Source organism: Psychrobacter sp. Sarcosine-02u-2, from assembly GCF_002836335.1.
Classification (GTDB): Bacteria; Pseudomonadota; Gammaproteobacteria; order Pseudomonadales; family Moraxellaceae; genus Psychrobacter; species Psychrobacter faecalis.
Genome location: NZ_PJBX01000123.1, coordinates 18,842 through 44,979 on the forward strand (window position 1 = coordinate 18,842; position 26,138 = coordinate 44,979).

Consider the following 26,138-nt stretch of genomic DNA (forward strand, 5'->3'; position numbering starts at 1 on the left):
ACAATGTTACACGCTCCTCTATACTGAATGACAATTGTGTAACTTTTCATTCATTAGTTTAACTTCTGAATATTTAATAAGGACGCCTGATGGACGTCATTAAATAGTGATGATGAGTGACAAGCTTAGTAAAAATATCTTATGGAGGGCAGGCTTATGAAAAAGTGGCCATTAATCATTATTATGGCAGCCATTGTCGGGCTGATTTTAGCGTTTATCATTGGGCAAATACTGCCTAATATGCGCACGAGTAGCAGTGACATCGAGGTCAATATCACCGACCCTGCACTTATTAAACAAGGGGAATACGTCGCGCGTACCGCTGACTGTGTTGCTTGTCATACCACGTTAGATGGCGAGACTTATGCAGGCGGCCTGCCTATGCTCACCCCATTGGGCGCCATTTATTCAACCAACATTACCCCTGATAAAGAAACCGGTATTGGTCAGTATACTTTTACTGACTTTAAAAATGCCGTCAAGCATGGCGTGCGTCGTGATAATAAAGCCCTTTACCCTGCAATGCCCTATCCGTCTTATCAGCTCATGCCAGATGAAGATTTGGCCGCGATGTACGCCTTTTTTATGTCAGACGTCAAACCCGTCAAGCAGACCAATCTAAAAAGCGAGCTACCACCGGTGACCAATTGGCGTTGGCCCTTAGCATACTGGCAAGCAATGTTTGACCCAAAACGTGACTTTGTGCCAGAAACTGATGATGCGCTATTGACCCGTGGACAGTATTTAATTGAAGGTCCTGGTCACTGCGGCTCTTGTCATACTGGACGCGGTATCGGTTTTCAAGAAATTGCCTTAAATAATGCCGACTCAGAAGAATATTTGAGCGGGGCGGTTATCGATGGTTGGCGTGCCAAAAGTATCCGCGGTGAGCATCGCGGTTTGGCTACGTGGACCGTCGCAGAATTAAATGATTTCTTTAAAACCGGTCGTACTGACAGCACAGCGGCCTTTGGCGCTATGGCTGAAGTGGTCGAGCACAGCACGCAATATATGACAGACTATGATATCAACGCTATGTCATCTTATTTAAAAACCTTAACGCCAGCGCCCAATAAAGAAAAAACCTTGCCGGCGAAAAAAGACATTACCACGAAAAAACTGCTTGATGGCAACTATGATTCGCGCGGCTCGATTCTATACGCCGAGTATTGCCAAGTTTGTCACCGTGCCGATGGTAAAGGCGTGGCGCGTATCTTCCCAGCCCTTGATGGCAATAGTGCGGTATATGCGAAAAATGCCGACTCGGTACTACAAATCACCTTGAGCGGTGGCCGCATGCCCGAAACCCCGCACGACCGCATGGCCTTTACCATGCCTGAATTTATTAACCTGAGTGATGCCGATGTGGCAGAAGTGGTCAACTATGTCCGTAATAGCTGGACCAACCAAGCACCTGAAGTCGATGTCGATGATGTGGTAAAAATGCGCGCTTTTCTTGCTAAAAAACCAAAAACCAGTACCGATATCGCCCCAGACTTAAGTATTGATGCGCAAACAAAAGGAGCAAAATAATGAAAAACTCTCCACTCAACTTGCCTGCTATTGTTAGCGTTATCTCTCAGAAAATAAAAATGGGCAAACTAACCACCGCTGCCCTGACTGCCTCAGTGGTTAGTATTGCCGCTATCAGCAGCGGTTGCTCACAGCCAGAGCCTATCGAGCAAAATGCCCCTAAATATGGCTTAGTTACTGCTGATGATGCCAACGAAGATGTTGGTACTTATGTGCTGCCGCAAGATACGTCTATCTTGGATGAGCCAAACGCTGATGAGATATTTTATGGTAAGCGCTTATTAAACGAAACCAAGCGCTTATTACCCGAGCACGTTGGCGCGCAAATGAACTGTAATAGCTGTCATATCTCGCAAGGTAAAATCCCCCTTGGCGACCCGTATATCAACAGTTACAACTTCTACCCGCGTGTGATGCCGCGCGCAGGTAAAGAAATCGATTTAACCAAACGCATCAATGGCTGCTTTCAGCGTTCGATGAATGGCAAACCATTAAAACCTGAATCACCTGAAATGCTAGCAATGTTGGCCTATATGAAATGGCTGTCACAAAATACGCCAAAAGAGCAAAAGGTCGATATCCAAAATGCGGGTAAAGTGGATGAATCCTTGGTCGGTAACCCTGTACGCGGTGAAAAAATATACCAAGTACAATGTGCCACCTGTCATGGTGATAACGGCGAAGGTATCAAAGACAGCCGCGGTGATATTGTCTTCCCACCATTATGGGGCGATGAATCCTTTAATATCGGTGCGGGCATGGCGCGTACTTATAAAGCGGCGGCTTTTGTGAAATACAATATGCCGATGGGCATTCAAATCAAAGGTCTATGGGGTCATGGCAATGTGCTCAGTGATCAAGACGCCATCGATGTCGCTGAATTTTTTACCCATCAACCGCGTCCTGACTTTGCTGGTAAAGTAAACGACTGGCCTAATGGCAAAAAACCTAAAGATGCGCGTTATTAAATGCACTAACCTGACAACATATCAGTCATGCTGATTTATAAAATAAAAAAACCTCAAACGCCTGAATGGCTTTGAGGTTTTTTGTTATCTATGGTTAATGCGACTAAAAAATTTTGACCAGCCATTATATAGTAGTGCTTAAGGCAATGACTTTTATTACAGTCATACTTACTTATCGCCATTCGCTTATGAGGTCTATCATGCGTAAAATCCCTATTTACTCTCACCCTGCTGCTGGTTGGCCAGCTTTGGTTGCTTCTACTCGTAAGCTAATGGATTACAAGGCTTTTTTGCGTGGCAGTATAAGTATCTTACACAGCAATCAGCCCAACGGCGGCTTTGACTGTCCGGGCTGTGCATGGCCAGATCATAAGACCCATAAAAGCCTTGATGTCTGTGAAACGGGTATTAAAGTCATTGCCAGTGAAACGATGAGTAGGCGCGCCGATGCCGCATTTTTTGCCAAACATAGCGTCAAAAAACTACAAAGCTGGTCAGGCTACGAGCTTGAGCACAGCGGCCGCTTATCAGAGCCGTTATATTATGATGCAGGGCAAGACCGCTATGTGGCAATTTCTTGGCAGGCAGCATATGAGCGTATTGCTGATACGTTGAAAAATCTCGATTCGCCAGATGAAGCGTTATTTTACACCTCAGGACGCGTCACTAACGAGCCTGCTTTTATGTATCAATTGTTTGTACGCTGTTTTGGCACCAATAATTTGCCAGATTGCTCAAATATGTGTCACGAGCCAACGTCAGTGATGCTCGGTAAACAGTTAGGCGTCGGTAAAGCCACGGTGGTTTTGGAAGATTTTGAACAGGCGAAGCTAATTATGCTGTTTGGGCAAAATCCTGCTACCAATCACCCGCGTATGCTTGAGATGCTGGCACACGCTCATAAGCAAGGCTGCAAAATCATCTCTATCAATCCGATGCGTGAGCAAGGTTTAAGCAAGTTTAGAAATCCGCAAAAACCAACCTATATGGCCGCAGGGCAAAGTGATGAAATGGTTGATGAAGTCATTCAAATTCAAATCGGTGGTGATACCGCTTTATTGACGGGCTTGGCCAAATGGCTGACCAAAAATGGCAAAATTGATAATGATTTTATTGAGCAGCACACATCAGGTTATGAGGCGCTGGATACCTGGTTACGCCAGCAGTCTTGGACAGAGGTAGAGCGTGGCTGCGGTATTAGTAAAGCAGACATTATTAAACTTGCCAAACTTGTTGCTGATAGCCCCGCAACCATTTGTACCTGGGGCATGGGTATTACCCAACATGTCCAAGGCGAAGATAACGTCGCCATGATTACCAATTTGCTACTACTCATGGGTATGATTGGGGTCGATGGCGCAGGCGCCTCACCGGTGCGCGGTCACTCCAATGTGCAGGGCGATCGCACCATGGGTATCCATGAGCGCCCTAAACAGAGCTTACTTGATAGCCTTGAGCGCGTTTTTAAGCGCCCTATGCCGCAAGAAGATGGGCTTGATGTCATCGCTGGCGCAAAAGCATTGATGCAAGGTAAGCTCAAAGCCTTTATCAGCATGGGTGGGAATTATGCCGTTGCCGCGCCCGATAAAAGTGCGATTCAAACGGCCTTAACCGCTACCGAGCTTAATGTTTTTATTGGCACCAAACTTAATGAAACTATGCTATATCCGGGTAAAAACAACCTTATTTTACCTTGTATCAGTCGTACCGAACGTTTAGTAACGGCGAAAGGTGAACAGTTCGCGACGATTGAAGACTCTATGTGCCAGATTGTTTCTACGCGCGGTCGCATTGAGCCGATTAGTGATGATTTAAAATCTGAAGCGCAAATTGTGGCCGATATGGCAACCCACGCGCTTGGCGCTGATTCGTCTATTCCATGGCAAACCATGAGCAGCGACTTCGATATCATCCGTAATTATATCGCTCAAGCGATTGAAGGCTTTGAGAATTTTAACGATCGTATTCGTGAAAATAAGCGCGGTTTTCATTTATATCACCCTGCCCGTCATCGCGTTTGGAATACCGATAGCGGCAAAGCGCAGTTTGAAGTCCCACAATATCCAATTACTTATGTCGCAGCACAGATGGCAAAAGCCACATCGAGCTATCATAGCCATGCTAAAAATAACAATGCTAAAAGTGACCATAGCAAAAATAATGAACCCGCGATTCATCCAAGCGATAGCGATAGCGATCACAATCCAACCCAAAGCGCTGAGCAAAAAGTATGGCAGCTAACCAGTGTCCGCAGTCATGATCAATTTAACACCATGATTTTTGGTCATCAAGACCGCTATCGCCAGACCAACCGCCGCGACGTGTTATTTATGCATCCCGATGAAATCAAGCGTTTAGGTTGGCAAAAAGGCGATAGCGTTATGGTATCGCGTCAAGACAGTCAAGATGAACAGCGCACCTTAGGTCCATTAATACTGACTGAGATGGATATCGCTGCCAATGCGGTGGCGACCTATTATCCTGAATGTAACGACCTTATCGACTTAGACACTCATGCACCAGACTCAAGGACGCCTTCTTATAAATCCGTCACCGTTGTTTTGCAGCGCGTTAATGAGGGCACACTAGCCGCCAGCGCTTAATAAAGATGGTTTGATAAAGGTAATGGTTAAAATATAATGCTCAGTAAACATAACGCAGTTGCAGTAGAACCTTGGTTAAATGGCTCAGCGGCCGATTTAGAAACCAATGCTGATCATGCTGCTGCGCCAATAATGGATATGCAGACCGTGCCCTTATCGCGCCTACATTTAACACAAAAACATGCTTATTTATCTACAGCAAATGTCTCTTCTAAAAATGCAGAAACAGAGGTTGATGACAAATCAGCGCTGCTGGCAGTAGAGGCAGCGGTTGCGATTGTCATTAATGGTATCCACTATGCGATATTGATGGCAAGCCCCTACCAGCTTGAGTATCTTGCTATTGGTTTTTTGTATAGCGAAGGATTGATTCATCATAGTCATGAATTATTAGAGTGGGAGGTAACGCAACTGACCGATATTGCCAGTTACCGAAAATTCACCAGTGATTTAACGGATGACTTACTTGATGAAAAGACGGCATTTGAGCAATTTTCAGCGCAGTTGCAAGACTATGATGTATATGTAGTAGAGCTGGTACTAAATCAGCGCTGTCATCAGCGTATTCAAGCGCAGAGGCGACAGCTAGCAGGACGTACAGGCTGCGGTATGTGCGGTATCACCGGGCTTTCGCAAGCGCTTCCCGATTTAAGTCATTATTTATCATCCAGCTTGCAACAAAAACAGTCAGAATCCTCCGTGCCCAGTCTTAATTATTTACTGCACATGCATCAGCAAATTAACGCCGCCCAGCATACCCATCAACTCACTGGTGCGGTACACGCTGCAGCCACCATGCAAGGCAAGGATTTGTATTTATTTGAAGACGTAGGGCGTCATAACGCACTTGATAAACTCATCGGTTGGCAATTGCGCAACAAGACCAAGCTGACATGCGTGGTGATGACCTCGCGATTGTCTATTGAGCTGGTACAAAAATCCATTCGTAGCCACATTCCTTGGCTCGTTGGTATGTCGGCACCGACCAGTACTGCAGTACGCGTCGCTGAACACTATGGTTTGGGACTGGCAGGGTTTTTACGCGATGACCGAGTTACTTATTATACCAATTATAAAGACGCTTAAAACAACAAGTTAGGGGCGACTCTTTTATTATATCCATTTAACTCTATCACTAAACCGCTAAGCAATAACTATTTTCTACTTATTTTTACTTCAACTTAACTCTCCCTGTAAGTTCGTAAAAGAGCCCCTAGCCTTTATCGTTACCTTTCCTTAATACAAGAAAATTTGTTTAAACTTCATAGTTTCTCCTAACCTCTTCTGCTTATTAGGATCATTTTAATGACGACCTATTAGTTTATCTTAATGCTGGCTGACTAAAAAGTCTGCGGTAAAATTTGAGATAGCAGACAGAATAGGTTACTCTTACCGCACAAACATGTTACGAGAATTTAACATCGCTGTAGTTTTATTTATCAATGAGAAGTAAATACTGGCAATAACTGCCGTAAAAATTTACTTATTATCACGACAGCGGATGTTCGCTCACAAGCAATAAAGGGATGAAAATCCATCCTAACTGTTGCTTAACGCAGCTACTATAAACAGCTCTATTTAGCACCGCTCAAGCAGTTTAGGCTCAGTGCTTATCCGTATTTTTGCTAGAGATGCTTAGTCAATAAGCGTCTTTTAGCGTCTCGTTACTATCGAGTAGGCATCACTTGACAGCGTAATGGTCAATCCATTAACAGACGCCTATTGAGAGTTGCCGCCGTTATTTCTAAGACAAATTTTTAGTCTATATTTTTTGTCAAATATTTGTCTAACAGGCTGTGCTAAATGAAAAAGCGGCATCACATTTAACGTGAGCGTTTGGCTTGCCTCATTGCGTGCTTGTGCGCTGTATACAAGCAGCGAATAGAACCAATGCGTCCTATTACATTCCTAACAGTTTGTGGCATGACTTTTATTGCAAACCTTTATTCTTCAAACAATTGCGAGGTATGAATTTGAAAACTGAGTCATTGTTCCAATTTTCATCAATCACCATTCTTTTACTTTTATTAGGATTTTATGGCGGTACTTACCTGCTGTCTTTATTGATTAAAAAAGATAAGGAAACCACTTCTGGATTTATGGTCGCCGGTCATGGTGTCGGTTTTGGCATGGGCGCGGCGAGTATGACTGCAACTTGGATTTGGGCAGCCTCGTTTTATGCGGCTGCAACCTCCGGTTATAAATACGGCGTTTCAGGACCGCTACATTATGGTTTTTGGGGCGCCTTGATGATTTTATTCATCTACCCTTTTGGCATGCGCTTTCGCGAACTTGCTCCTAATGGACACACCTTAGGTGAACTTATCCACGCGCGCCACGGATCATCAAGCCAATTAATTTTAGCAATATCTAATCTTATGGGCAGCTTAATTAGCTTGATGGTCAACTTCACCGCTGCTGGTGCTTTGGTATCAGTATTATCGCCGTTATCTTTTCAGACCGGCGTCATTATCGCAGGTGTCGGAGTGCTCAGCTATACGTTAACCTCTGGATTTCGAGCGTCCGTATTTACCGATTTTGCTCAATTAGTTGCTTTGATGGCGATTGGAGTCATCATCATCCCTGCGGTGCTATTTGCCATGGGCGGGCCATCGGTCATGGTCAGTGGCTTATCAAACTTAACCTTAGAGCAGCAAAACCTGTTTTCTTCCGAAGCCTTTTTTCAGCAAGGGGCGCCTTATTTTGTCGCGGTATTGGCTTATGCTATCGGCAACCAAACCATTACCCAGCGATTATTTGCCATTGATAAAAGCAAAATCAAAGCCACTTTTGTCACTGCAACGGTCGGCTACGCGGGCATCGTCATTGGACTTGGTATGATTGGCTTGATGGCTTTGACCATTGGTATTGAACCGCTCGATGGCAATATGAATAACTTAATCCCGCAAATGGTTAGTACTTATTTGCATCCGGTATTTATTGCCTTGTTCTTTATTTTGGTCATTGGCTCGTTATCCTCAACCGCTGACTCAGATTTATCGGCGCTATCAACGATTATGATGGCGGACGTTTATGGCAAAAATATCGCTAAAGGGCGCGTAAAACCAAAAACCATGATGCTGGTTGGACGCTCAACCATGATTATTGCCACCGCTGCCGGATTGATTTTTGCCAGCTTTAAGCTTGATATATTGGTCATGCTGGTCTTCGTTGGCGCATTGTGGGGCACCATTGTATTCCCTGTGATTGCTAGTGTGTTCTGGAATCGCGTCACCAATGTGGCCTTTACCTCAGCCGTCATCGTCGGGTTGTTATTATTTTGCGTCGCGCGCTTTGAGCTGATTCCCATTGAAGGCTTCACCGCACTATTTTTTGAAATTTTGGCCAGTGTTGGTGCTGCTGTCGTCATTGGACTCATGGTCTTTGGCTTTTTAGGACGCAAAATCGGTGTGGGCGCCGCCGCTATTACGCTCGTACTGATGCTCATTTTTGCCACCGGCTTTTTACGCCAATATATGGTCTTGCTGGCTTCCTTGACCGCTTACGGTGCCAGTACCATCGTCTGCGTGATTGTTAGCCTTATGGGTGACGAGCATTTTGATTTTGACCTCATTAAACAGCGGGTGGGCAACTACGATAAACAGCCGCAAGCACAAACGTTACCAAAAACTTAAGCAAAAACTCATTAGTCATTGATGGTTAACCAATGCTTGGCTAGCCATTGTTACTAAAATCTAGTAAGCAAAAAATTTATATAAACACTATAAGGAGACATCATGGAAAACGTCTTTATCTATGGATTTTATATCCTCGTCTGGCCGGCGATTACCCTTGGGGTGCTGACATTAATCTGTACCGCAACTTATCGCGATTTCAAAAAAGCAAAACGTAATAATCAAGATATTGTCTAGCAAGCGCTAAACTAGAATAACTATTTTTAACAAGTCATCACTGAATTTAGGTTTGGCGATGACTTCATTTGCACCACTTTTGCTGTCCTTTTACCTTATTAAGGCTCAAATAATGCCTCATTTATGGTTAAATAGCGGCAACTTAGCAAATAAGCGCTGTTTCGTTAAAAAATGACTTGTAATTTAAATTATTTTTGCTAATATAGGCATCCTTGATTGGCTGGGTGGCAGAGTGGTCATGCAGCGGACTGCAACTCCGTTAACGCCGGTTCGATTCCGACCTCAGCCTCCAATTATTTAGCTATAAATATATAAGTATGACGTTAATTTTAGCTTGCATTATTAATGGAAATGCTTATAATAGCGACCACTATCTAATAAGTAGAAAGCTTACTTTTAGATAAGACAAGTTTTGCCCGGGTGGTGAAATTGGTAGACACAAGGGATTTAAAATCCCTCGCTAGTAATAGCGTGCCGGTTCAAGTCCGGCTCCGGGTACCATTATATTAAAAGGCTTCCAAGCGATTGGAGGCCTTTTTCTTATAAGCGCATTAAGAAAACAGTGCTTTTATTGTCTTTGAACTCTATCAAATAGATCAATCAACCTTCTACTCTCATTAAAACTTTACATTCCGAACTTAGTAATAAATTTAAATCAAAAAAAATCCGACCACATTATGTGATCGGATTTTTAGTATTTGGTGGAGATGGCGGGAGTTGAACCCGCGTCCGCCAGCATTACGCTCATGAATCTACATGTTTAGTTTCTGTCTTTAGTTTTAATCCGCACCGATCCGACAGTCAGGATGGATTGGACGATTCTCTACTTTTGAACCCAAGCGATTGAGACAATCACTTGTGGCGAGCCTACATGCGGACGCTTCAACTTAGTTGACCAACTGTAGGTGATCAGCAACCAAGTAAGCAGGGTTTAAGCTGCTAGAGCGTAAGTTTCGTCGTTTGCGACTATAACAATATATGTTTGATTAACGAGAGGACATACACTCTCGACATGCATCATTGAGTTTCATCACCAGCGTCGAAGCCAGAACATCCCCAATAAGACTGACTATTATATAGTACCTGCCTATCAGTTTTCAACCTAAAAACCTTCTGTATTACATTAAGTTACAGCTCAATTATCTAAGCCAAAACTTTATTCATCCATTGGCCAATATTTTGAATTTGCGGCATACAAACTTGATGCGCCATCGGGTAGGTATGGTAAACGACACTATAGCCTTTCTCCGATAACAAATTTTGTGCTTGCTCGCCTAGAACCACAGGCACGACGGGGTCATGCGTACCGTGTTCAATCAATATCGGCATGTCTTTGTTGGCGGCGTTATAGTTGATATGGTCATTGGTCGCCAGATAGGTAGACAGCGCCATCAAGCCTGCTAAGCGCTGTGGATAGCCAAGTGCCACATGATACGCCACTGCCCCGCCCTGCGAAAATCCCGCAATGACAATATGCTCAGGCTTAACACCGCGCTCGATTTCACGAGCAATCAAGTCATGGATTTGCTGAGAAGATTCTTCGATTTGAGCGATATCGACTTTACGTTCAAGGCTCATTTCTAAGATGTCATACCATGCGGGCATGACCATACCACCATTAACCGTCACTGGACGATTAGGCGCATGCGGAAAGATAAAACGTACTGCCATGTCATCCGCAAGACCTAACTGTGGTACAACTGGCTCAAAGTCATGACCGCTAGCACCCAAGCCATGCAGCCAAATGACGGCTCGGTCAATCACTTTGTTTGTAGGATTATGTTCAACAATAACAGCATCTAAATAGTTACTCATGTGTTTAAGTTCCTTCAACTGATAAATAAAACCAGATTTGTTTGTTTTATTAAGCAAGACATACCGTATTTAAATAGAGTTTATAACTTACCTACTTAACTTTTTAGGCATGCATAAAAAAACCCTCTAACGTATCTAATAGAACAGCAGTAGATGCGGCAAAGGGCAAATAAATAGATGGTAGAAAATTTAAGTAATCGACTGCACTGGCAGCTTAACATCGACATTTTGACCGCGATGGCGCAGATAGTGATCGAGTAACACAATCGCTAGCATCGCTTCAGCAATGGGGGTCGCGCGTACACCCACGCAAGGGTCATGGCGCCCTTTAGTCAGCATCTCAATCGCTTCACCCTCTGTGTTGATACTCTTGCCAGCCGTGGTGATACTAGAGGTTGGCTTCAAGGCAATACTAACGCGGATGTCTTGGCCTGATGAGATACCACCCAAGATGCCACCCGCATGATTGGCCGTAAAACCACCAGGGGTCATCTCATCACGTGAGCGATGACCAAACTGTCCAGCTACCGCCATACCATCACCGACCTCTACGCCTTTGACGGCATTAATACTCATCATCGCGTGGGCAATATCAGCGTCTAGGCGGTCAAATACCGGTTCACCCAATCCGACGGGCACGCCGCTTGCGATAATCTCCAAACGTGCTCCGCAACTCGTGCCTTCACGGCGCAAGCTGTCTATCAAGACTTCAAAGCGGCTGACCGCTTCTTTATCCGCACAAAAAAACGGATTGCTATTGACAAAATCCCAGTCAATTTGACTCGGGTCTAGCACTTGACTGTATTCCGAGCCAATTTGGGTAACATGTCCGCGCACTTGTACGCCTAAGCGCTCATGCAAATATTTTTTAGCGATGGCACCTGCCGCCACCCGCATAGCCGTTTCACGGGCTGATGAACGCCCGCCGCCGCGATAATCGCGAAAGCCGTATTTCATACTATAGGTATAATCGGCATGACCGGGGCGAAAAGTGTCTTTTATTTCACTATAGTCTTTTGATTTTTGATTGGTATTACGAATTAAAAGCCCAATCGAGGTGCCCGTGGTCTTACCTTCAAATACCCCAGAGATAATCTCGACTTCATCAGACTCGCGGCGCTGGGTTGAGTATTTAGACGTTCCAGGCTTACGGCGATCCAAATCTATCTGCAAATCTGCTTCGCACAATTCTAAACCTGGCGGAACGCCATCGACGATAGCCATCAGGCCTGCACCATGCGACTCACCGCACGTCGTTACGGTGAAAACCTGTCCAATACTATTGCCAGCCATATTTATCCTTAAACAAATGAAGTCGATTTTTTAATTGCTGCTTTTTAATTGCCGTTTTTTAATTTAGTGTCAGTGACAATTTTACTTTATTGATTACCATCTAATAATTGCACATAAGCGGCAAATAATTGACGATGAGTCATAAGCTCGTCATAGGTAATAGCAAAAATACCATGACCACCGTGAGCGAATTTCAACCAATCAAATTGGATTTCAGGATACGCTTGCTTTAACGCCCATTCACTATCGCCGACTTCACAGACCAGCAAGCCTTCAGGGCTAAGATAATCTGGCGCTTCAAACAAGATACGATGTACCAAATCCAGTCCGTCCTGACCAGCAGCGAGCGCATGTTCTGGCTCATATAAAAACTCTGGTGGCAAATCGGCCATAATCGCGGCATCGACATAAGGAGGATTGGTAACGATTAGCTCATATTGATGCTCAGCAGGAATCTTGGCAAATAAGTCAGACTCAATCACATTAACTTGATGACCTAAGTCATGATGATCGACATTGACCATCGCAACTTCTAGCGCTCCTTTATCAATATCAACCGCATCGACTAAGGCATCAACAAAGCGGGTGGCAAGCGCAATAGCGATACAACCAGAACCGGTGCACAAATCCAAAATACGCTCAGGCTGCGCCAACTGCTTAATCTCTAAACCATGGTCAAAGAAGGCGGCAGCTTGATTGTTCATACTCATACCGAGCGGCTTTGCCAACTCATTAACATCGAAGTACGGATGGAACTGCTGACGAATCAGCTCGGCGATTGGTGAGCGCGGAATTAGGACGCGCTCATCGACATAAAAAGGCAGGTCACAGAAATACGATAAATTAATGAGATAACTCAACGGCTTACGCTCAGCGATACGCTCTTCTAATAAGCCCAGTACCTGCTGCTTTTCTGAAGTGGTTAAACGGCAATCGAGAATCTGATCATTGGCTGCCCAATCTAAGGACAGCGTGTGCAACACAATCGCCGACGCTTCGGCAAATTCATCCGTCGTTCCTTGAGCGACGACCACGTCATAGTTGCGCAGCTGTGTGACCGCAAAACGAATAAAATCACGGATACTGACCAGTTGCTCACGCGCCTCTGCAAGCTCTGCACGCAGATTGGCAAACTCATCGTCTTCACCGAGCAGCTCTGACTCCAAATTGTAGGTCATCTCATCACCTAAGCCTTGCGACTCATCAGCAAAGTACTGATTTTGAAACTCTTCTGCGCTCATGGTTTGGTCTTCTGACATATCACACCTTACTGATTGCACGCGTATCGACGACATGCGGATGGATTAAATCGCTGACTTTTAACAGCCGATTTATTAAATAAAAACTTGTCATACATTATAGACGTAAACCTTGCGCTGCGCCAATGGCTGTATTTTTTAGCGCAAAAAGCTACTGCAAATAAATAAGGCAACTTTTATGATAGGTAAATGTATCATTAACCTCTTATCACTCTAGCATTTAACGATAAAGCAAATAAGCAAGACTCTAACCAAATGTGAATGCTCTTTTATAACTAGCATGACTAAATTATTTCCTAACTGTAGTGAATACGTCAACTGTTGACGTTTAGCAAGCCCTAAACGAAAAAAGATGTGTCAAAAGTTTGCGAAGCGTCCAAATTATGCGCATAATAGCCGCATTAGTTATAACCATAAGTAAGCCAATATGATGAAAATGAAGCCCCTTATCACCGCTATATCTATTGCGATTGTTAGTGCCAGTGTCAGCGCTGTTGCTGCCCCTGCCGACAATACGCGCACTCTACCAGTACGTAAAGCTGACTCAATGCCTAGTTTGGCGAAAAAAGTCAGCCTTAACGTGCAAGAAAACCGCAGCAGTTCACTCGATAGTCGCGCGCCTGCCGTAGCCACGCCTGCTTTAAAGCCTAAATCGCCTGATCGTATGACGCAGCTGATTGATGAAAAACAGGAAGCTGACGAAGACGACAATGACGCGCAACAAGCAGATGAGCAACAAAGCGTCAGCGCCGATAATATGAGTGTCGAAGAGCTAGCGCGTAAAGATGTACAGTCTGATAGCACCGATGACATCAGTGATGGCCAAGCTGTTGCCGCTCCTAGTGCAGCAATAGCCAATAACCGCCCAGCCGATACTTCTATCAAAAGTATCGAAGATGTCGATGGTAAAAAATATACCACGCTAAACCTGTCTAATTATGCCAAACAAGTCAACGGTGCCACTTGGACACCGAACATGAAGGTCAACTCCGCAATGACCATCAAAATGCAGGCGTTGTTGGATTGGAATCATGCCTCACCGGGCGCTATTGATGGCGGCTGGGGTATGAACAGTAAAAAGGCACTGATTAACTTCCAAACCATGAAAGGCTTGCCTGCAACTGGTAAAATGGATCAAAAAACATGGGACGCTTTGAATAAAAATATCCCAGCCAATAAGCCAGTGCTAGTGACTTATACCATCACCGAAGATGATGTAAAAACCAACTTTGCTACCACGCCTGCAGGCGCAGAGGCTAAGTCGAAAATGAAAGGCTTATATTATCAGGACATCAAAGAGATGTTAGGTGAGCGTTTCCATATGGACGTGCGCTATTTAGACAAGTTGAATAAAAACAAACAGTATAAAGCTGGCGAAACCATCACCGTTTTAAATACGCGCGATCCACTCAAACAGCGGATTAATCACGTCGTTGCCAATAAAGCCGACAAAACCCTTTATGCTTATAACGGTGATAAACTGGTCGCCACTTATCCAACAACAGTCGGAAGTGATGCGACGCCATCACCGCAAGGCACGTTTAAAATCATTAATAAAGTAAAAATGCCGTGGTATAAAGCGACCGTTGGTAAAGGGTCAGACAAACAAGTACATATGCTACCACCAGGTCCAAACAGCCCTGTCGGTGTGGTATGGATGGGCTTGTCTAAGCCATCTTATGGTCTACACGGTTCACCGAAACCTGAAGGTATCAGCCGCCAAGCATCCGCTGGTTGCGTCCGTTTGACCAACTGGGATGTGTTAGAGGTATATGCCAATATCGAAAATGGCGCCACCGTTGAGCTAAAATAGTTGTTATTAATGAAAACGCATAACCACGCCTTATAAGCAATAAAAAAACAGCTCCTTTTTAGGGGCTGTTTTTTATTTTATATAAATTCTAAAGCTAAGCTGCCTTTCTTTATTTTTAATTTTTATGGTGGCGGGCTTTTGAAACTGCTAGCTTTTGAAATAGCCAGCTTTTGAAATGGCTTAGTCTTAAATTCGTAGCTTTGTAGCCCTAAGCCTTATGACCTTCCTTACCCGTGATACTTCCCACTTTTTTGGTAAAAAATAAGGCAGCTGGAATGGATACAATGATACCTGCGGCAACCGCCATTTGGATGTGCGGGATTTGGTTAAATCCTGTGACCAAAGCAGCAATCATTAATACACCGACGGTCACGGTTGCAGCTATTGAATAGATGACAGAAAATAGTGGCCAGTTCATGATTTATTCCTCATTTTTTGTGTGGGTATAACACCTTTATACACCAAATCCACACAAATAGTAAGCCTTTTCTTATAGACCCACAGCCCATTTATAGCAAGTGATTCATATTAAAAGCCATATTATAATTATTGATTTGTACTTGGCATTTTTCTCTTGAAAATATAGCCAAACTATCCTCTTATCTGTCTTTTATCTCCCTCTATTTAGGCACAAGAAATTTACACGATATTGGACATTTATCATTACAATAGTAGACTTCCTACTTTTTAGTTTTGGAATTTTTAACCTGCTGCGTTTAACTTATTTTAGTTACCTACTTGTTTCTAACCTTGTTCTTTAATAAAGCATTCTTTTATGACCTCATCTGATACCGATAAAGACTCACTGCCAATAAATACCCCTCAAAACGCTAGCGAGCTTGCAGCCACGCGTAAGACTGACAACATTGACAATATCGACAACGAGGCTGTTATCGAAGCACAGGCGCATAGCGAAAGTAATAGTGATAATGCATTAGCAGAAGCGTCAAAAGATGCGCAGGTGCCTGAGGCAACCATCAAAATGGAAACGGTGGCACCCGATGTGGTGGTTGCTTCCTTAGAAACGCCAGAAGAAGTTGACGACTCTCAACCTGTTGATGAATTTACAAATGATAATGCAGACATTGACTTTACCGATACAGCGGAAGCGTTTTTTCAGGAGAAGGATAAAGCTGAGGTCAGCCCAGCAGATAAGACTGACTCTAGCCAGACAAATTCAAACAATATCCAACCTGATAAGTCACTCACTAAACAGAGCCTACAAGAAGATTCAAAACCAAGTTTAAATATAGAAAACACGGACGAAAAAGAAGATAGCAAGCAAAACGAGCAGGACGTTACTCAAGTTCAAGATAGCAGCCAAACCAGCGATAGAACGGTGAAAAGTAGAACGGTGAAAGACGAAAACAACGCAGACGACACTGTAGAAGATAGCGAAGATGAAGAGATCAAAGAGATCAAAGAGAAAAAAGAGAAAAAAGAGAAAAAAGAAGCCAAACTTGAGTCTTATAAGCAGTTTGTCGCCGAGCAATTCAGTAATAAAAAAGTAGACTATCCAGAAGTACGGGTCCGGATTGAGGCCAACGCCTTGCCGAGTAAAATGTATTTTGTGATGAATATCCTCTCGGCTATCATCGCAAGCTATGGTTTGGTGACCAATTCGGCGGCGGTGGTTATCGGCGCGATGCTGGTAGCAATGATGCTCGGTCCTATCACTGGCGTGGCGTTGGCGATTATTGACCACCGTATGCCGCTATTACGAAAATCACTTATTACAGTATTTCTTGGCATCTCTTTGGTGGTGTTGGTCGGTTTCATCGTCGGCTGGCTACATAAAGATCAACCACTTACTGTTGAGATATTATCGCGTACGCAGCCAACTTCGATGGATTTGATGATTGCTTTAGCTGGTGGTACGGCAGGTGCTTATGCGATGGTTTCGCCGCACCTATCGGTCGCTGTGGTTGGGGTCGCAGTGGCTACGGCATTGGTGCCACCGCTTGCCGCCAGTGGGATATTATTTGCCAATGGTGAGATGCAAATGGGACTTGGCGCGCTGCTATTGGCCTTGACCAATATTATCGCCATTCAATTTACCAACGCTTTGGTACTATGGCTACTAGGTTTTCGCCGCTTGGTCGATGATGATTATAAATCAAGTACTTATTGGACCTTTTTACGGCGTAATGCGGTGACGTTATTGTTATTGGGCGTTTTAGGGACCTATTTAACCATCAACCTACAAACCAACGCCAAGCAGCAAGGGTTTGAAAGTAGCGTCAAAGAGACGATTAATAGCTATTTTAGCGACAAGGGCAACGTGCTGACCAATACCCAGTTCGATAAAGACACTACCAATCAAGTCGTGCGCGCGGTGATTCGCGGCGAGACCACCCCTACCTTTTATGACGTCCGCCAAATTGAGGCGATTATTAGCCAAGATATGGCAGATAATTTTCCCGACTATTTACCGATACGCTTACAGCTACGCTATATGCCCGTGCAGGTGATTGAGTCGCATCCACTTATTCAAGATAAGCTCGATAAAACCGATGTGACCATTTTAACCAACTGATGTGTTTGGCGGTTTAATTTATCCTAGTCACTTAATACAAGCGCTTGCTTAATAAAGAAAATTAAGCCTTATTTCCGCTGCGTTTGCTGATGAATCTTCAACACGCTTGGTACGTTTGTGCTAAAATCGCTTGCAAAATTATTTTACTTATTCTATTTAATAAAACCATTCGTCAGTAAGGAGCCGCTGTGAGCCAGCCATTTCGCTCAGCCGATATTCGTCAAGCTTTTATCGATTTTTTCATAAGCAAGCAGCACACCCCCGTCGCCTCGTCGAGCTTGATTCCCTACAATGACCCGACATTGCTATTTACCAATGCCGGTATGAATCAGTTTAAAGAGACTTTTTTGGGTATGGAGCCGCGCGACTATACGCGTGCGGTGAGCTCACAAAAATGCGTCCGTGCCGGTGGTAAACACAACGATTTGGATAATGTCGGTTATACGGCGCGCCATCATACGTTTTTTGAGATGCTCGGCAACTTCTCGTTTGGCGATTATTTTAAGCAAGCGGGTATTGCTTATATTTGGGAATTTTTAACTTCCGATAAATGGTTGGCAATCGATAAAGACCGCTTGTATGTGACCATTTATGAAACTGATGATGAAGCCTTTGATATTTGGCATAAAGACATTGGCTTGCCTAGTGAGCGCATCATCCGTATTGGTGATAATAAAGGCGCACCGTACGCCTCTGATAACTTTTGGACCATGGGTGATACCGGTCCTTGTGGCCCTTGTACCGAAGTTTTTTATGACCATGGCTCTGATATCGAAGGCGGATTGCCGGGTACGCCAGAAGAAGATGGCGACCGCTATATCGAGATTTGGAACTGCGTCTTTATGCAGTTTAACCGTCAAAAAGACGGTACCATGCTGCCGCTACCTGCGCCGAGCGTCGATACTGGCATGGGGCTTGAGCGTATTAGCGCCATCATGCAAGGCGTGCATGGCAACTATGAGATAGATTTATTTATCCATCTAATGGATGCGGCGGCTAAGATTTTAGATATTGAAAACGAGCAACAATCCTCATTAAAAGTCATCGCCGACCATATTCGTGCCGTGGCCTTTTTGATTGCTGATGGCGTAACCCCTAGTAACGAAGGGCGTGGTTATGTATTGCGCCGTATCATTCGCCGTGCCGTACGTCATGGCAATAAACTTGGTGCGGACAGTGAATTCTTTTATAAAATGGTCGCGCCTTTGGTTGCTGAGATGGGCGACGCCTATCCCGAGCTAAAAGACAAACAAAGCGCGATTGAAAATGCCATTCAAAAAGAAGAAGCCCAATTTGCCAAAACCTTAGCACAAGGGTTACGCTTGCTTGCCAGCGAGCTTGAAGGCTTGCAAGACGGCGATACCCTCTCTGGTGAAGCAGCATTTAAACTTTATGATACTTATGGTTTCCCCGTTGATTTGACCGCTGATATCACCCGTGAGCGCGGCATTGTGATTGATGAAGCAGAATTCGATGAGCACATGCAAGCACAGCGTGAACGTGCGCGTGATGCGGGCAAATTCGACGTTGATTATAGTAGCGTCATTCAAGTAGACAACCCAACGACCTTTGTCGGCTACGAACAGCTTGAAGAAGACGGCGTTACCATCCATGCGCTTTATCAAGACGGCAATCCAGCCGAGAGCTTGGCCGAAGGCATGGAAGGCGTTATTGTCCTTGACCGTACCCCGTTTTATGCTGAAGGCGGTGGTCAGGTGGGTGAGCTGGGTGAAATTCGCACAGCGACAGGTGTTTTTGAAGTGCAAGACACCAAAAAATCTGGCCAAGCCATTATCCATTATGGCGTGGTCACTATGGGCGAAATTAACGCTCAGCAAACGGCTGATGCGCAGGTATTGTCCAGCATTCGTGCGGCGAGTGCCAAAAACCATTCGGCGACGCATTTATTGCATGCGGCATTAAGAGAAGTACTGGGCGATGCAGTCACACAAAAAGGCTCATTAGTCTCAAGCGAAGTATTACGTTTTGACTTTTCTTATGACAAACCGGTTAGCGCTGCTGAAATTAGCCGTATCGAACGTCTTGTCAATGAGCAAATTCAAGCCAACACCCCTGCCCGTATCGAGCATATGTCTATCGATGAAGCGATGAAACAAGGTGCGATGGCGTTATTTGGCGAAAAATATGGTAATGATGTACGCGTTTTGACCATGGGTACCGATAGCATCGTTGATGGTCAACGCAAGCCGTTCTCTATCGAGCTATGCGGTGGCCTTCATGTCCAGCGTACGGGTGATATTGGGGTGTTAAAAATCACCAGTGAATCAGGTATTGCTGCGGGTATTCGCCGTATTGAAGCGGTCACTGGGATGAATGCCATTAAAAACATGCAGCAAAGCGAGCAGCAACTAAGCGAGCTTGCAGCTCAGCTAAAAGTCAAACGTCCAGAGGTTGCACAGCGTGTGCGCACCATGGCAGATAAGCAGCGTGATTTGGAAAAACAACTAGAACGCTTAGAGCAAAAAATTGCTAGCGCCCAAGCGGCAAACTTGCTTGATGACGTGCAGACCATCGCTGGTACATCGGTACTTATTAGCACTTTAAGTGGCGTTGATGGCAAATCCATTCGTACCTTGATAGACGATGTGAAATCAAAACTGCCGTACAGCATCATCGTGCTGATTGGCGATAAAGATGAGCAGCTGGCACTGGCAGCAAGCGTTGACAAATCGCTGACCGATCGCGTCAAAGCGGGCGATATTATTCGTCATTTGGCAAGCGAGCTTGGCGGTAAAGGCGGCGGTAAGCCTGATTATGCCCAAGGCGGTGCGCCAAAATCTGCCAATACCAATACCGTTATCAGTGCACTAAGCGCTTGGGTTGCAGAAAAGCTGGCGTAAATAGTAGGAATATAGGCGATTGGTTATAACGGTTATAACCAATCGCCATATATCTAATGCTTGCTAGCACTTAAAGTTATACCGCTAATATGGTATAAAGTAGCACGCTTAACGACTGTCAGCATATCAAGTGTATGGGTATAAACAGTAAAATAGCAGAGCAAATAAAGGGCGCAATTTTTATAATTCGGCTTTATCGTTATTAAAATGAATCTTGCACTGTCATGGCAGACCGCGCCATGATGGATTGATGTCGATAAGTAACAGATGGCCATTGGTGAATAATAGGTAGATTTTTATGGCGTTAATAGTACAAAAATACGGCGGCACCTCGATGGGCAGTATCGACCGCATCAAAAATGTCGCCAAACGAGTCAAACGTTGGCATGACAACGGTCATCAAGTGATCGTAGTTGTGTCTGCCATGAGCGGTGAAACCAACCGTTTGATTGATTTAGCACGCCAAATCAGCAGCCAACCTGATCCACGCGAATACGACCAAATGGTCTCAACGGGCGAACAGGTTTCTATCTCTTTACTGGCGATGGCGATTAAAGAGCTTGGTATTGGCGCCCGTTCATTCACCGGTCGTCAGGTCGCCATTAAAACCGATAGTGCCCACACCAAAGCGCGTATCGAAAGCATTGATGACAAAAACATCCGTGAGCAACTAGATGCAGGCAACATTGTCATCGTGGCAGGTTTCCAAGGTATCGATGAAGAAGGTAACGCCACAACCTTAGGTCGCGGCGGCTCGGATACCACAGGTGTGGCCATTGCCGCAGCCTTAGGCGCTGATGAATGCCAAATCTATACCGATGTCGATGGCGTTTATACCACTGACCCACGCGTGACCTCAAAAGCCAAAAAACTTGAAAAGATTACCTTTGAAGAAATGCTTGAGATGGCAAGCCTTGGCTCTAAGATTTTACAGATTCGCTCAGTAGAGTTTGCTGGCAAATACGGCGTGCCTCTACGCGTATTATCTAGCTTTGATGAAAACAACGATGGTAGCTTCGACCAAGACTTTCAAGACAATGTCGGCACCCTAATTACGATAGACGAAGGAGACAACATGGAACAGGCAATCATCTCAGGTATCGCTTTTAATCGCGACGAAGCAAAAATAGTCGTGCGCGGTGTACCCGATCATCCTGGTATCGCCTCTGCCATCCTAAGCCCTATCGGTCGCGCCAATATCGAAATCGATATGATCGTGCAAAACTTATCGACCAATGGCACTACTGACTTTACTTTTACCGTCAACCGTACGGACATGGATAAAACCATGAAAGTGCTAGAAAACGAAGTCAAAGATGAAATTGGTGCCAAAGAGATCTTGGCCAATAACGAAGTGGTAAAAGTGTCATTGGTCGGGGTTGGTATGCGCTCGCATGCAGGAGTTGCCAGCCTTATGTTCCAGACTTTGGCCGAAAACAACATCAATATCCAAATGATATCGACCAGTGAAATAAAAGTTTCGGTACTTATCCAAGAGCAGCATTTAGAAAAGGCCGTGAAATCGTTACACACCGCCTTTGGTCTTGACCGTGAAGACGGCGACAGCACAATCGCTGGGTTATAATGTGTAAAGGCTATACATTATATCGCTGTAAGATACTTCTGGTTTAATAACGATTGGCTAAATAGCGATTATTTTTTAGTAAAACTTTGATTAAATAGAGTCTTTTTAGGCTCTATTTTCTTTTATTACTATTGCTCAGGTAAGTATATACCTAATAGTTTTGTGAAAATCCGTGACAGTATCTGTTATGCCCCCTATAATGGGGCTTTCATTTGGGCTAAATGAATTTATCTATCATTACCGCTATGAGTATTAGGTGACGCAGAGTTTTTATAATGACTGCTCTGCCTATTTAGTACTAGAGTAATGTCCTGTAATTGAGACGCAATCTGATGAGTAATAATCTGTTGATGCGACATAAGGAGTGTGACGCATGTTAATTTTGACACGCCGCGTGGGCGAAACGCTAATGATTGGCGATGAGGTCAGTGTGACTGTCCTAGGCGTTAAAGGCAATCAAGTACGAATCGGCGTCAATGCGCCAAAAGATATTGCGGTACACCGTGAAGAGATTTATCAGCGTATTCAGCATGAACGCACGGTACAATCGCAAATGCAACATCTTGAGCAAGGCAGCTTTGCACCTTCATTCGATGATGAAGACTATTTTAATCGCTAAGTTGATCGCTTGTTCGTTAACTAACTATCAATAATTATTGGGCATAAATTAAGCACCCTATTTTTGCTTTCTAATCTGCTCTGAGGTCATGTATTTATGAGTATCCGTCAATCAGATGTATCGGCTCTACTTAATGGTTTGAATAAAAAAGCCATTGGATTCAATGATGTCATCAGCTTTATTGATGATTTTTATCGCTATGCGCCAGCGCCTTTTGTTAATGGTATGCTGCACAATGCAGCGGGCGAAAACGAAGGCAGCGCCAAGATTTTTGGTTTCGCTAAGCACCATGGTCTAAACCAATTGGACACGCTAAAGCTGTTTGGTGAACATTATGCCAAGGTACAAGCGACGCCAAAGGGTACCGACCATGCCAATATTCGTAACTTTTTACATTGGGGCTGGCAAGGATTTTTGATGGAAAAAAATCCATTAACGCCGCGTCCAAGTGTTGATACTAGCGCGCTGTAGTTTTCTATTTTCGCTAACTATCTATTTTAAAAGTATTAAAAAAGCCACGCTATGCAATTAGCGTGGCTTTTTGCTGTTTCCTACCTTCAATTTGGTGCTTTTGGCTTAATGCCGCTTAGCCGCTTATTTATCTCAATTAATTGCGACAAAGCTATTGCTTATTTATTATGGAATTTAACGGGTTGTACTGCCCCTTTAGGATTGGGCATATTGGGATAATGATGCTCGTGCTCGACATCACATTCCGCGCCCACGACAGAGCCATCGTCTCGTACGGGTTTATGAATATAGCCAGTACGCTCGGCTGGCGGCAGGTGCTCATGCTCCCATACCATCACCGCTTGCATACAAGTTTCGCGCTGCTCAGGCGTGAGCTTACGACCATCCGGCCATTTACCCAGCTCAATGGCTTGGCGAAACTTCTCTACCACTTCTGGTGTGACACTTGCTAATATCGTTTGTTTGTCCATCGTACCTACTCTCCGCGACTATTTTATAATCCAGTACTGTTTTGAGAAATCTAGCACTGCATTCATTCTTCTATAATATCATCATCGATGTCCATACTGAATTCTTCGGCATGGACGTTCCAGTGTAATTTGGTGCGGCAGGCTTCATAAAAATCAAACCCTGGCGGATGGAGCAAGGTCAGCTTATCAGGATGCTTACGAATATAAAGGCGCTGCTCTTGGTCGAGCGCGATACTCGGCTTACCATCGGCACTGACTTGTGGCTGGGTGCGGTTGTCCTCATGAATACGAATACAAATCTCGCTGGTGCCGCTAACCACAATCGGACGACTGGATAAGGTATGTGGATGCATCGGCACCAAACAAATGGCATCCATACTCGGATGAATAATCGGACCACCACCTGAAAGTGCATAAGCAGTGGAACCTGTCGGCGTCGCCACAATGAGACCATCGCTATGCTGACGATAGACATCGTGCCCGTCAATTTTCATCTGAAAATCAATCATGTGCACCGATTTACCCGCATGTAGCACCACATCGTTGAGCGCCATATCTTCGTGAATGATTTTTCGCCCTTCGCGAATCTCCATGGTCAGCAAAAACCTGTGGTCTAACTGATAATCGCCCATCAATACTTGGCGTAGTTTAAAGGCCGCTTCATTGGGCTTAACATCGGCCAAAAACCCCAAACGACCACGGTTGACCCCTAGAACTGGCACCCGATAACGCGCCAATGCTTCGGCGGCATGCAATATCGAACCATCGCCGCCTACTACGATAACTAAATCGCAAATCTCACCAATCAAGCTACGTTTGACGATTTTAACTTTTTCAATTTCGGTGAGGTTCAAAGTAGGCAAATTGGCCGTCTGCACATCCATAATCAATGTCAGATTCATCTCATTGATGGTATTGGCAATCTGTACCAGACTTTGGGTCACGCTGCGTTTTCCGGCGCGGCCCATCAAACCAATGCGCCTAAACGCTGGGTTTTTGATGGCATGAAACAGCTCTGATTCATGTAAGTGCGGCAATCGGGCGGACTGCGCTGAGTTTTCCATAAAACGACTCGGCATAACGATAAAATACAGTGCAATGATAACGAGAAATCAGCGCTTAGACTAGCATGTTTATGAAGTTTCGTTGTTAACTGTCGTAATTGGCCCCATATATCCTCTATCATACGCCACTTTTAAGCGTATTTGTTTTGCTAATCATTACCGCTTTATATGTCGATATTCCCTAGTTAATTAAGGCTCGATAGCCATGTGATGCCTTGCATGCGCTCACGTAAACACAGTTGACAATAATGGCGGTTTTGCTAAAGTAGCTGGCATCTTAGTTATTTATATTTTAAAAAGGACAACTTTATGGCAAATCCTATTGTCAGTCGCGCAGAGCTTGCCGTTGGCGGCGCGCCGATGACGGTAAAGGGTGTGATTCAAAAGACCAGTTTATTGCTTGGACTATCGGCGATTACGGGTATTGGATTTTTCTTTTATGCGTTAATGGCAGGCCTATCACAAGGCTTTATCACCATGGCCGCTTTTGGTAGTATGTTTGCCGCCTTTGGTCTTGCTATTTTTATTACCTTTAAGCCGCAAAAAGCCAAAACCTTTGCCGTACCTTATGCGTTATTGGAAGGTATCTTTTTAGGTGGTATCTCGCTATTTTTTATGCGCATGTACCCAAGCGTGCCTGTCACTGCGATGTGTGCGACCTTTGTCACCGCAGCGGTCATGCTAGGGCTGTATCGCTCAGGTTTGGTTAAAGTTACTGAGAAATTCCGCTCAATCGTCACCTCAGCATTGATTGCTATCATGTTGGTTTATGTGGCGCAGTGGGTGCTATCTTTAGCGTTCGGCTCGAGCTTACCTTTCTTATTCGAAGGTGGCGCTATCGCTATCGGCTTTAGCTTATTTGTGATTGTTATCGCCTCTTTTACGCTGCTATTGGACTTTGATAATATCGATCGCGGTGTGGCGATGGGCGTATCAGAAGACTACGAATGGTTATTTAGTATCGGTATTCTTGCGACGCTAGTGTGGATGTATATCGAATTTATGCGTCTGCTAAGTTACCTGCAAGACTAATCTAAACCCTGTTTAGCCGTTATTTAAAATAATTAAAATAAAAAAAACCGTCTTTATGAACTGACCCCCTAAACTTGGACGGTTTAAGTTTACAACAAGGACTGAGCTCTGTACTTAACAGGACTCAGTCCTTTTAGTTTAAGCTGAATTCTTTCATGATTATAATAATGCATATACTCATGAATCTGTTTCTCTAAAGCCTCAATCGAGGTCGGCTTTTCAAGGTAAATAGTCTCACACTTTAGTGTACCGAAGAAGCCTTCCATCAATGCATTGTCTAAGCAGTTCCCTTTTCGGCTCATACTTTGCTTAATATGATTCTCTTTAAGCGTATTCGCAAACGG

The 26,138-nt window shown here is 44.4% G+C and carries 19 protein-coding genes, 2 tRNA genes, 1 other RNA gene and 1 pseudogene; 15 read left to right on the plus strand and 8 right to left on the minus strand.

Annotated elements, in window-relative coordinates:
• Positions 1-156: 156 nt before the first annotated feature.
• The 8 genes from CXF58_RS03295 to CXF58_RS03325 all read left to right on the plus strand — a co-directional run bounded on the left by CXF58_RS03295 (position 157) and on the right by CXF58_RS03325 (position 9,477).
• Positions 157-1,533: a cytochrome c gene (locus CXF58_RS03295; protein ID WP_102076587.1), complete on the plus strand. Its 1,377-nt coding sequence runs from the start codon at positions 157-159 to the stop codon at positions 1,531-1,533.
• On the plus strand, positions 1,533-2,501 hold the full coding sequence (locus CXF58_RS03300) for a c-type cytochrome (RefSeq protein WP_219621717.1): 969 nt from the start codon (positions 1,533-1,535) through the stop codon (positions 2,499-2,501). Before CXF58_RS03295 ends, CXF58_RS03300 begins: the two co-directional genes overlap by 1 nt.
• A gap of 200 nt (positions 2,502-2,701) precedes the next feature.
• A complete protein-coding gene (locus CXF58_RS03305) occupies positions 2,702-5,104 on the plus strand; it encodes an FdhF/YdeP family oxidoreductase (RefSeq protein ID WP_102076588.1) in 2,403 nt (800 codons plus the stop codon).
• A 132-nt stretch (positions 5,105-5,236) separates the two neighbouring features.
• Positions 5,237-6,190: a formate dehydrogenase accessory sulfurtransferase FdhD gene (gene fdhD, locus CXF58_RS03310; protein ID WP_102076593.1), complete on the plus strand. Its 954-nt coding sequence runs from the start codon at positions 5,237-5,239 to the stop codon at positions 6,188-6,190.
• 902 nt (positions 6,191-7,092) lie between these two features.
• Positions 7,093-8,739, plus strand: coding sequence for a sodium:solute symporter family protein (locus tag CXF58_RS03315; protein WP_198328706.1), 1,647 nt, complete (start codon positions 7,093-7,095; stop codon positions 8,737-8,739).
• A gap of 102 nt (positions 8,740-8,841) precedes the next feature.
• The gene (locus tag CXF58_RS13915) at positions 8,842-8,976 is read left to right on the plus strand and encodes a putative transporter small subunit (protein WP_219621718.1); all 135 of its coding nucleotides are present in this window, start codon (positions 8,842-8,844) and stop codon (positions 8,974-8,976) included.
• 218 nt (positions 8,977-9,194) lie between these two features.
• Positions 9,195-9,268 (plus strand) — tRNA-Cys (locus CXF58_RS03320).
• A gap of 122 nt (positions 9,269-9,390) precedes the next feature.
• A tRNA-Leu gene (locus tag CXF58_RS03325) sits at positions 9,391-9,477 on the plus strand.
• A 198-nt stretch (positions 9,478-9,675) separates the two neighbouring features.
• Here CXF58_RS03325 and ssrA read toward each other — a convergent pair.
• From ssrA to prmB, 4 genes are all read right to left on the minus strand, one after another.
• Positions 9,676-10,034: a transfer-messenger RNA gene (gene ssrA, locus CXF58_RS03330) on the minus strand.
• An 85-nt stretch (positions 10,035-10,119) separates the two neighbouring features.
• Entirely contained in the window at positions 10,120-10,791 is a 672-nt protein-coding gene (locus CXF58_RS03335) for an alpha/beta hydrolase (protein ID WP_068404444.1), read from the minus strand.
• A 189-nt stretch (positions 10,792-10,980) separates the two neighbouring features.
• Positions 10,981-12,084 carry a chorismate synthase gene (aroC, locus tag CXF58_RS03340; RefSeq protein ID WP_068404446.1) on the minus strand — a complete coding sequence of 368 codons (1,104 nt, stop codon included), beginning with the start codon at positions 12,082-12,084 and terminating at the stop codon, positions 10,981-10,983.
• Positions 12,085-12,170: 86 nt separating this feature from the next.
• Complete coding sequence (gene prmB / locus CXF58_RS03345; protein WP_068404448.1) at positions 12,171-13,343, minus strand: 50S ribosomal protein L3 N(5)-glutamine methyltransferase; 1,173 nt, start codon at positions 13,341-13,343, stop codon at positions 12,171-12,173.
• 427 nt (positions 13,344-13,770) lie between these two features.
• Here prmB and CXF58_RS03350 point away from each other — a divergent pair, with 427 nt between their 5' ends.
• Positions 13,771-15,156, plus strand: coding sequence for a L,D-transpeptidase family protein (locus tag CXF58_RS03350; RefSeq protein WP_180952518.1), 1,386 nt, complete (start codon positions 13,771-13,773; stop codon positions 15,154-15,156).
• A 208-nt stretch (positions 15,157-15,364) separates the two neighbouring features.
• Here CXF58_RS03350 and CXF58_RS03355 read toward each other — a convergent pair whose 3' ends face one another.
• Entirely contained in the window at positions 15,365-15,574 is a 210-nt protein-coding gene (locus CXF58_RS03355) for a hypothetical protein (RefSeq protein WP_068404450.1), read from the minus strand.
• A 357-nt stretch (positions 15,575-15,931) separates the two neighbouring features.
• Here CXF58_RS03355 and CXF58_RS03360 point away from each other — a divergent pair, with 357 nt between their 5' ends.
• The 5 genes and pseudogenes from CXF58_RS03360 to CXF58_RS03380 all read left to right on the plus strand — a co-directional run bounded on the left by CXF58_RS03360 (position 15,932) and on the right by CXF58_RS03380 (position 23,228).
• The gene (locus CXF58_RS03360) at positions 15,932-17,692 is read left to right on the plus strand and encodes a TIGR00341 family protein (RefSeq protein ID WP_228706528.1); all 1,761 of its coding nucleotides are present in this window, start codon (positions 15,932-15,934) and stop codon (positions 17,690-17,692) included.
• 188 nt (positions 17,693-17,880) lie between these two features.
• Positions 17,881-20,553 (plus strand): alanine--tRNA ligase, encoded by a 2,673-nt coding sequence (gene alaS, locus CXF58_RS03365; protein WP_102076590.1) that lies wholly within the window; start codon positions 17,881-17,883, stop codon positions 20,551-20,553.
• Positions 20,554-20,851: 298 nt separating this feature from the next.
• Positions 20,852-22,138, plus strand: a complete 1,287-nt coding sequence (locus tag CXF58_RS03370) for an aspartate kinase (RefSeq protein ID WP_068404454.1) — start codon at positions 20,852-20,854, stop codon at positions 22,136-22,138.
• A gap of 373 nt (positions 22,139-22,511) precedes the next feature.
• Positions 22,512-22,679: pseudogene (gene csrA / locus CXF58_RS03375) on the plus strand (carbon storage regulator CsrA); the annotation flags it as partial.
• A gap of 174 nt (positions 22,680-22,853) precedes the next feature.
• On the plus strand, positions 22,854-23,228 hold the full coding sequence (locus CXF58_RS03380; protein WP_068404458.1) for a HopJ type III effector protein: 375 nt from the start codon (positions 22,854-22,856) through the stop codon (positions 23,226-23,228).
• Positions 23,229-23,386: 158 nt separating this feature from the next.
• Here the strand turns inward: CXF58_RS03380 and CXF58_RS03385 are convergent, their stop codons facing one another.
• Positions 23,387-23,698, minus strand: a complete 312-nt coding sequence (locus CXF58_RS03385; protein ID WP_068404460.1) for a YeaC family protein — start codon at positions 23,696-23,698, stop codon at positions 23,387-23,389.
• A 62-nt stretch (positions 23,699-23,760) separates the two neighbouring features.
• Positions 23,761-24,762 (minus strand): NAD(+) kinase, encoded by a 1,002-nt coding sequence (locus CXF58_RS03390; RefSeq protein ID WP_068404461.1) that lies wholly within the window; start codon positions 24,760-24,762, stop codon positions 23,761-23,763.
• A 309-nt stretch (positions 24,763-25,071) separates the two neighbouring features.
• On the opposite strand from CXF58_RS03390, the gene CXF58_RS03395 reads away from it, so the two are divergent.
• On the plus strand, positions 25,072-25,794 hold the full coding sequence (locus CXF58_RS03395) for a Bax inhibitor-1/YccA family protein (RefSeq protein WP_011280732.1): 723 nt from the start codon (positions 25,072-25,074) through the stop codon (positions 25,792-25,794).
• An 89-nt stretch (positions 25,795-25,883) separates the two neighbouring features.
• Here CXF58_RS03395 and CXF58_RS03400 read toward each other — a convergent pair.
• Positions 25,884-26,138 (minus strand): IS3 family transposase (locus CXF58_RS03400; protein WP_145989795.1); only part of this gene is annotated, 255 nt, incomplete at its 5' end.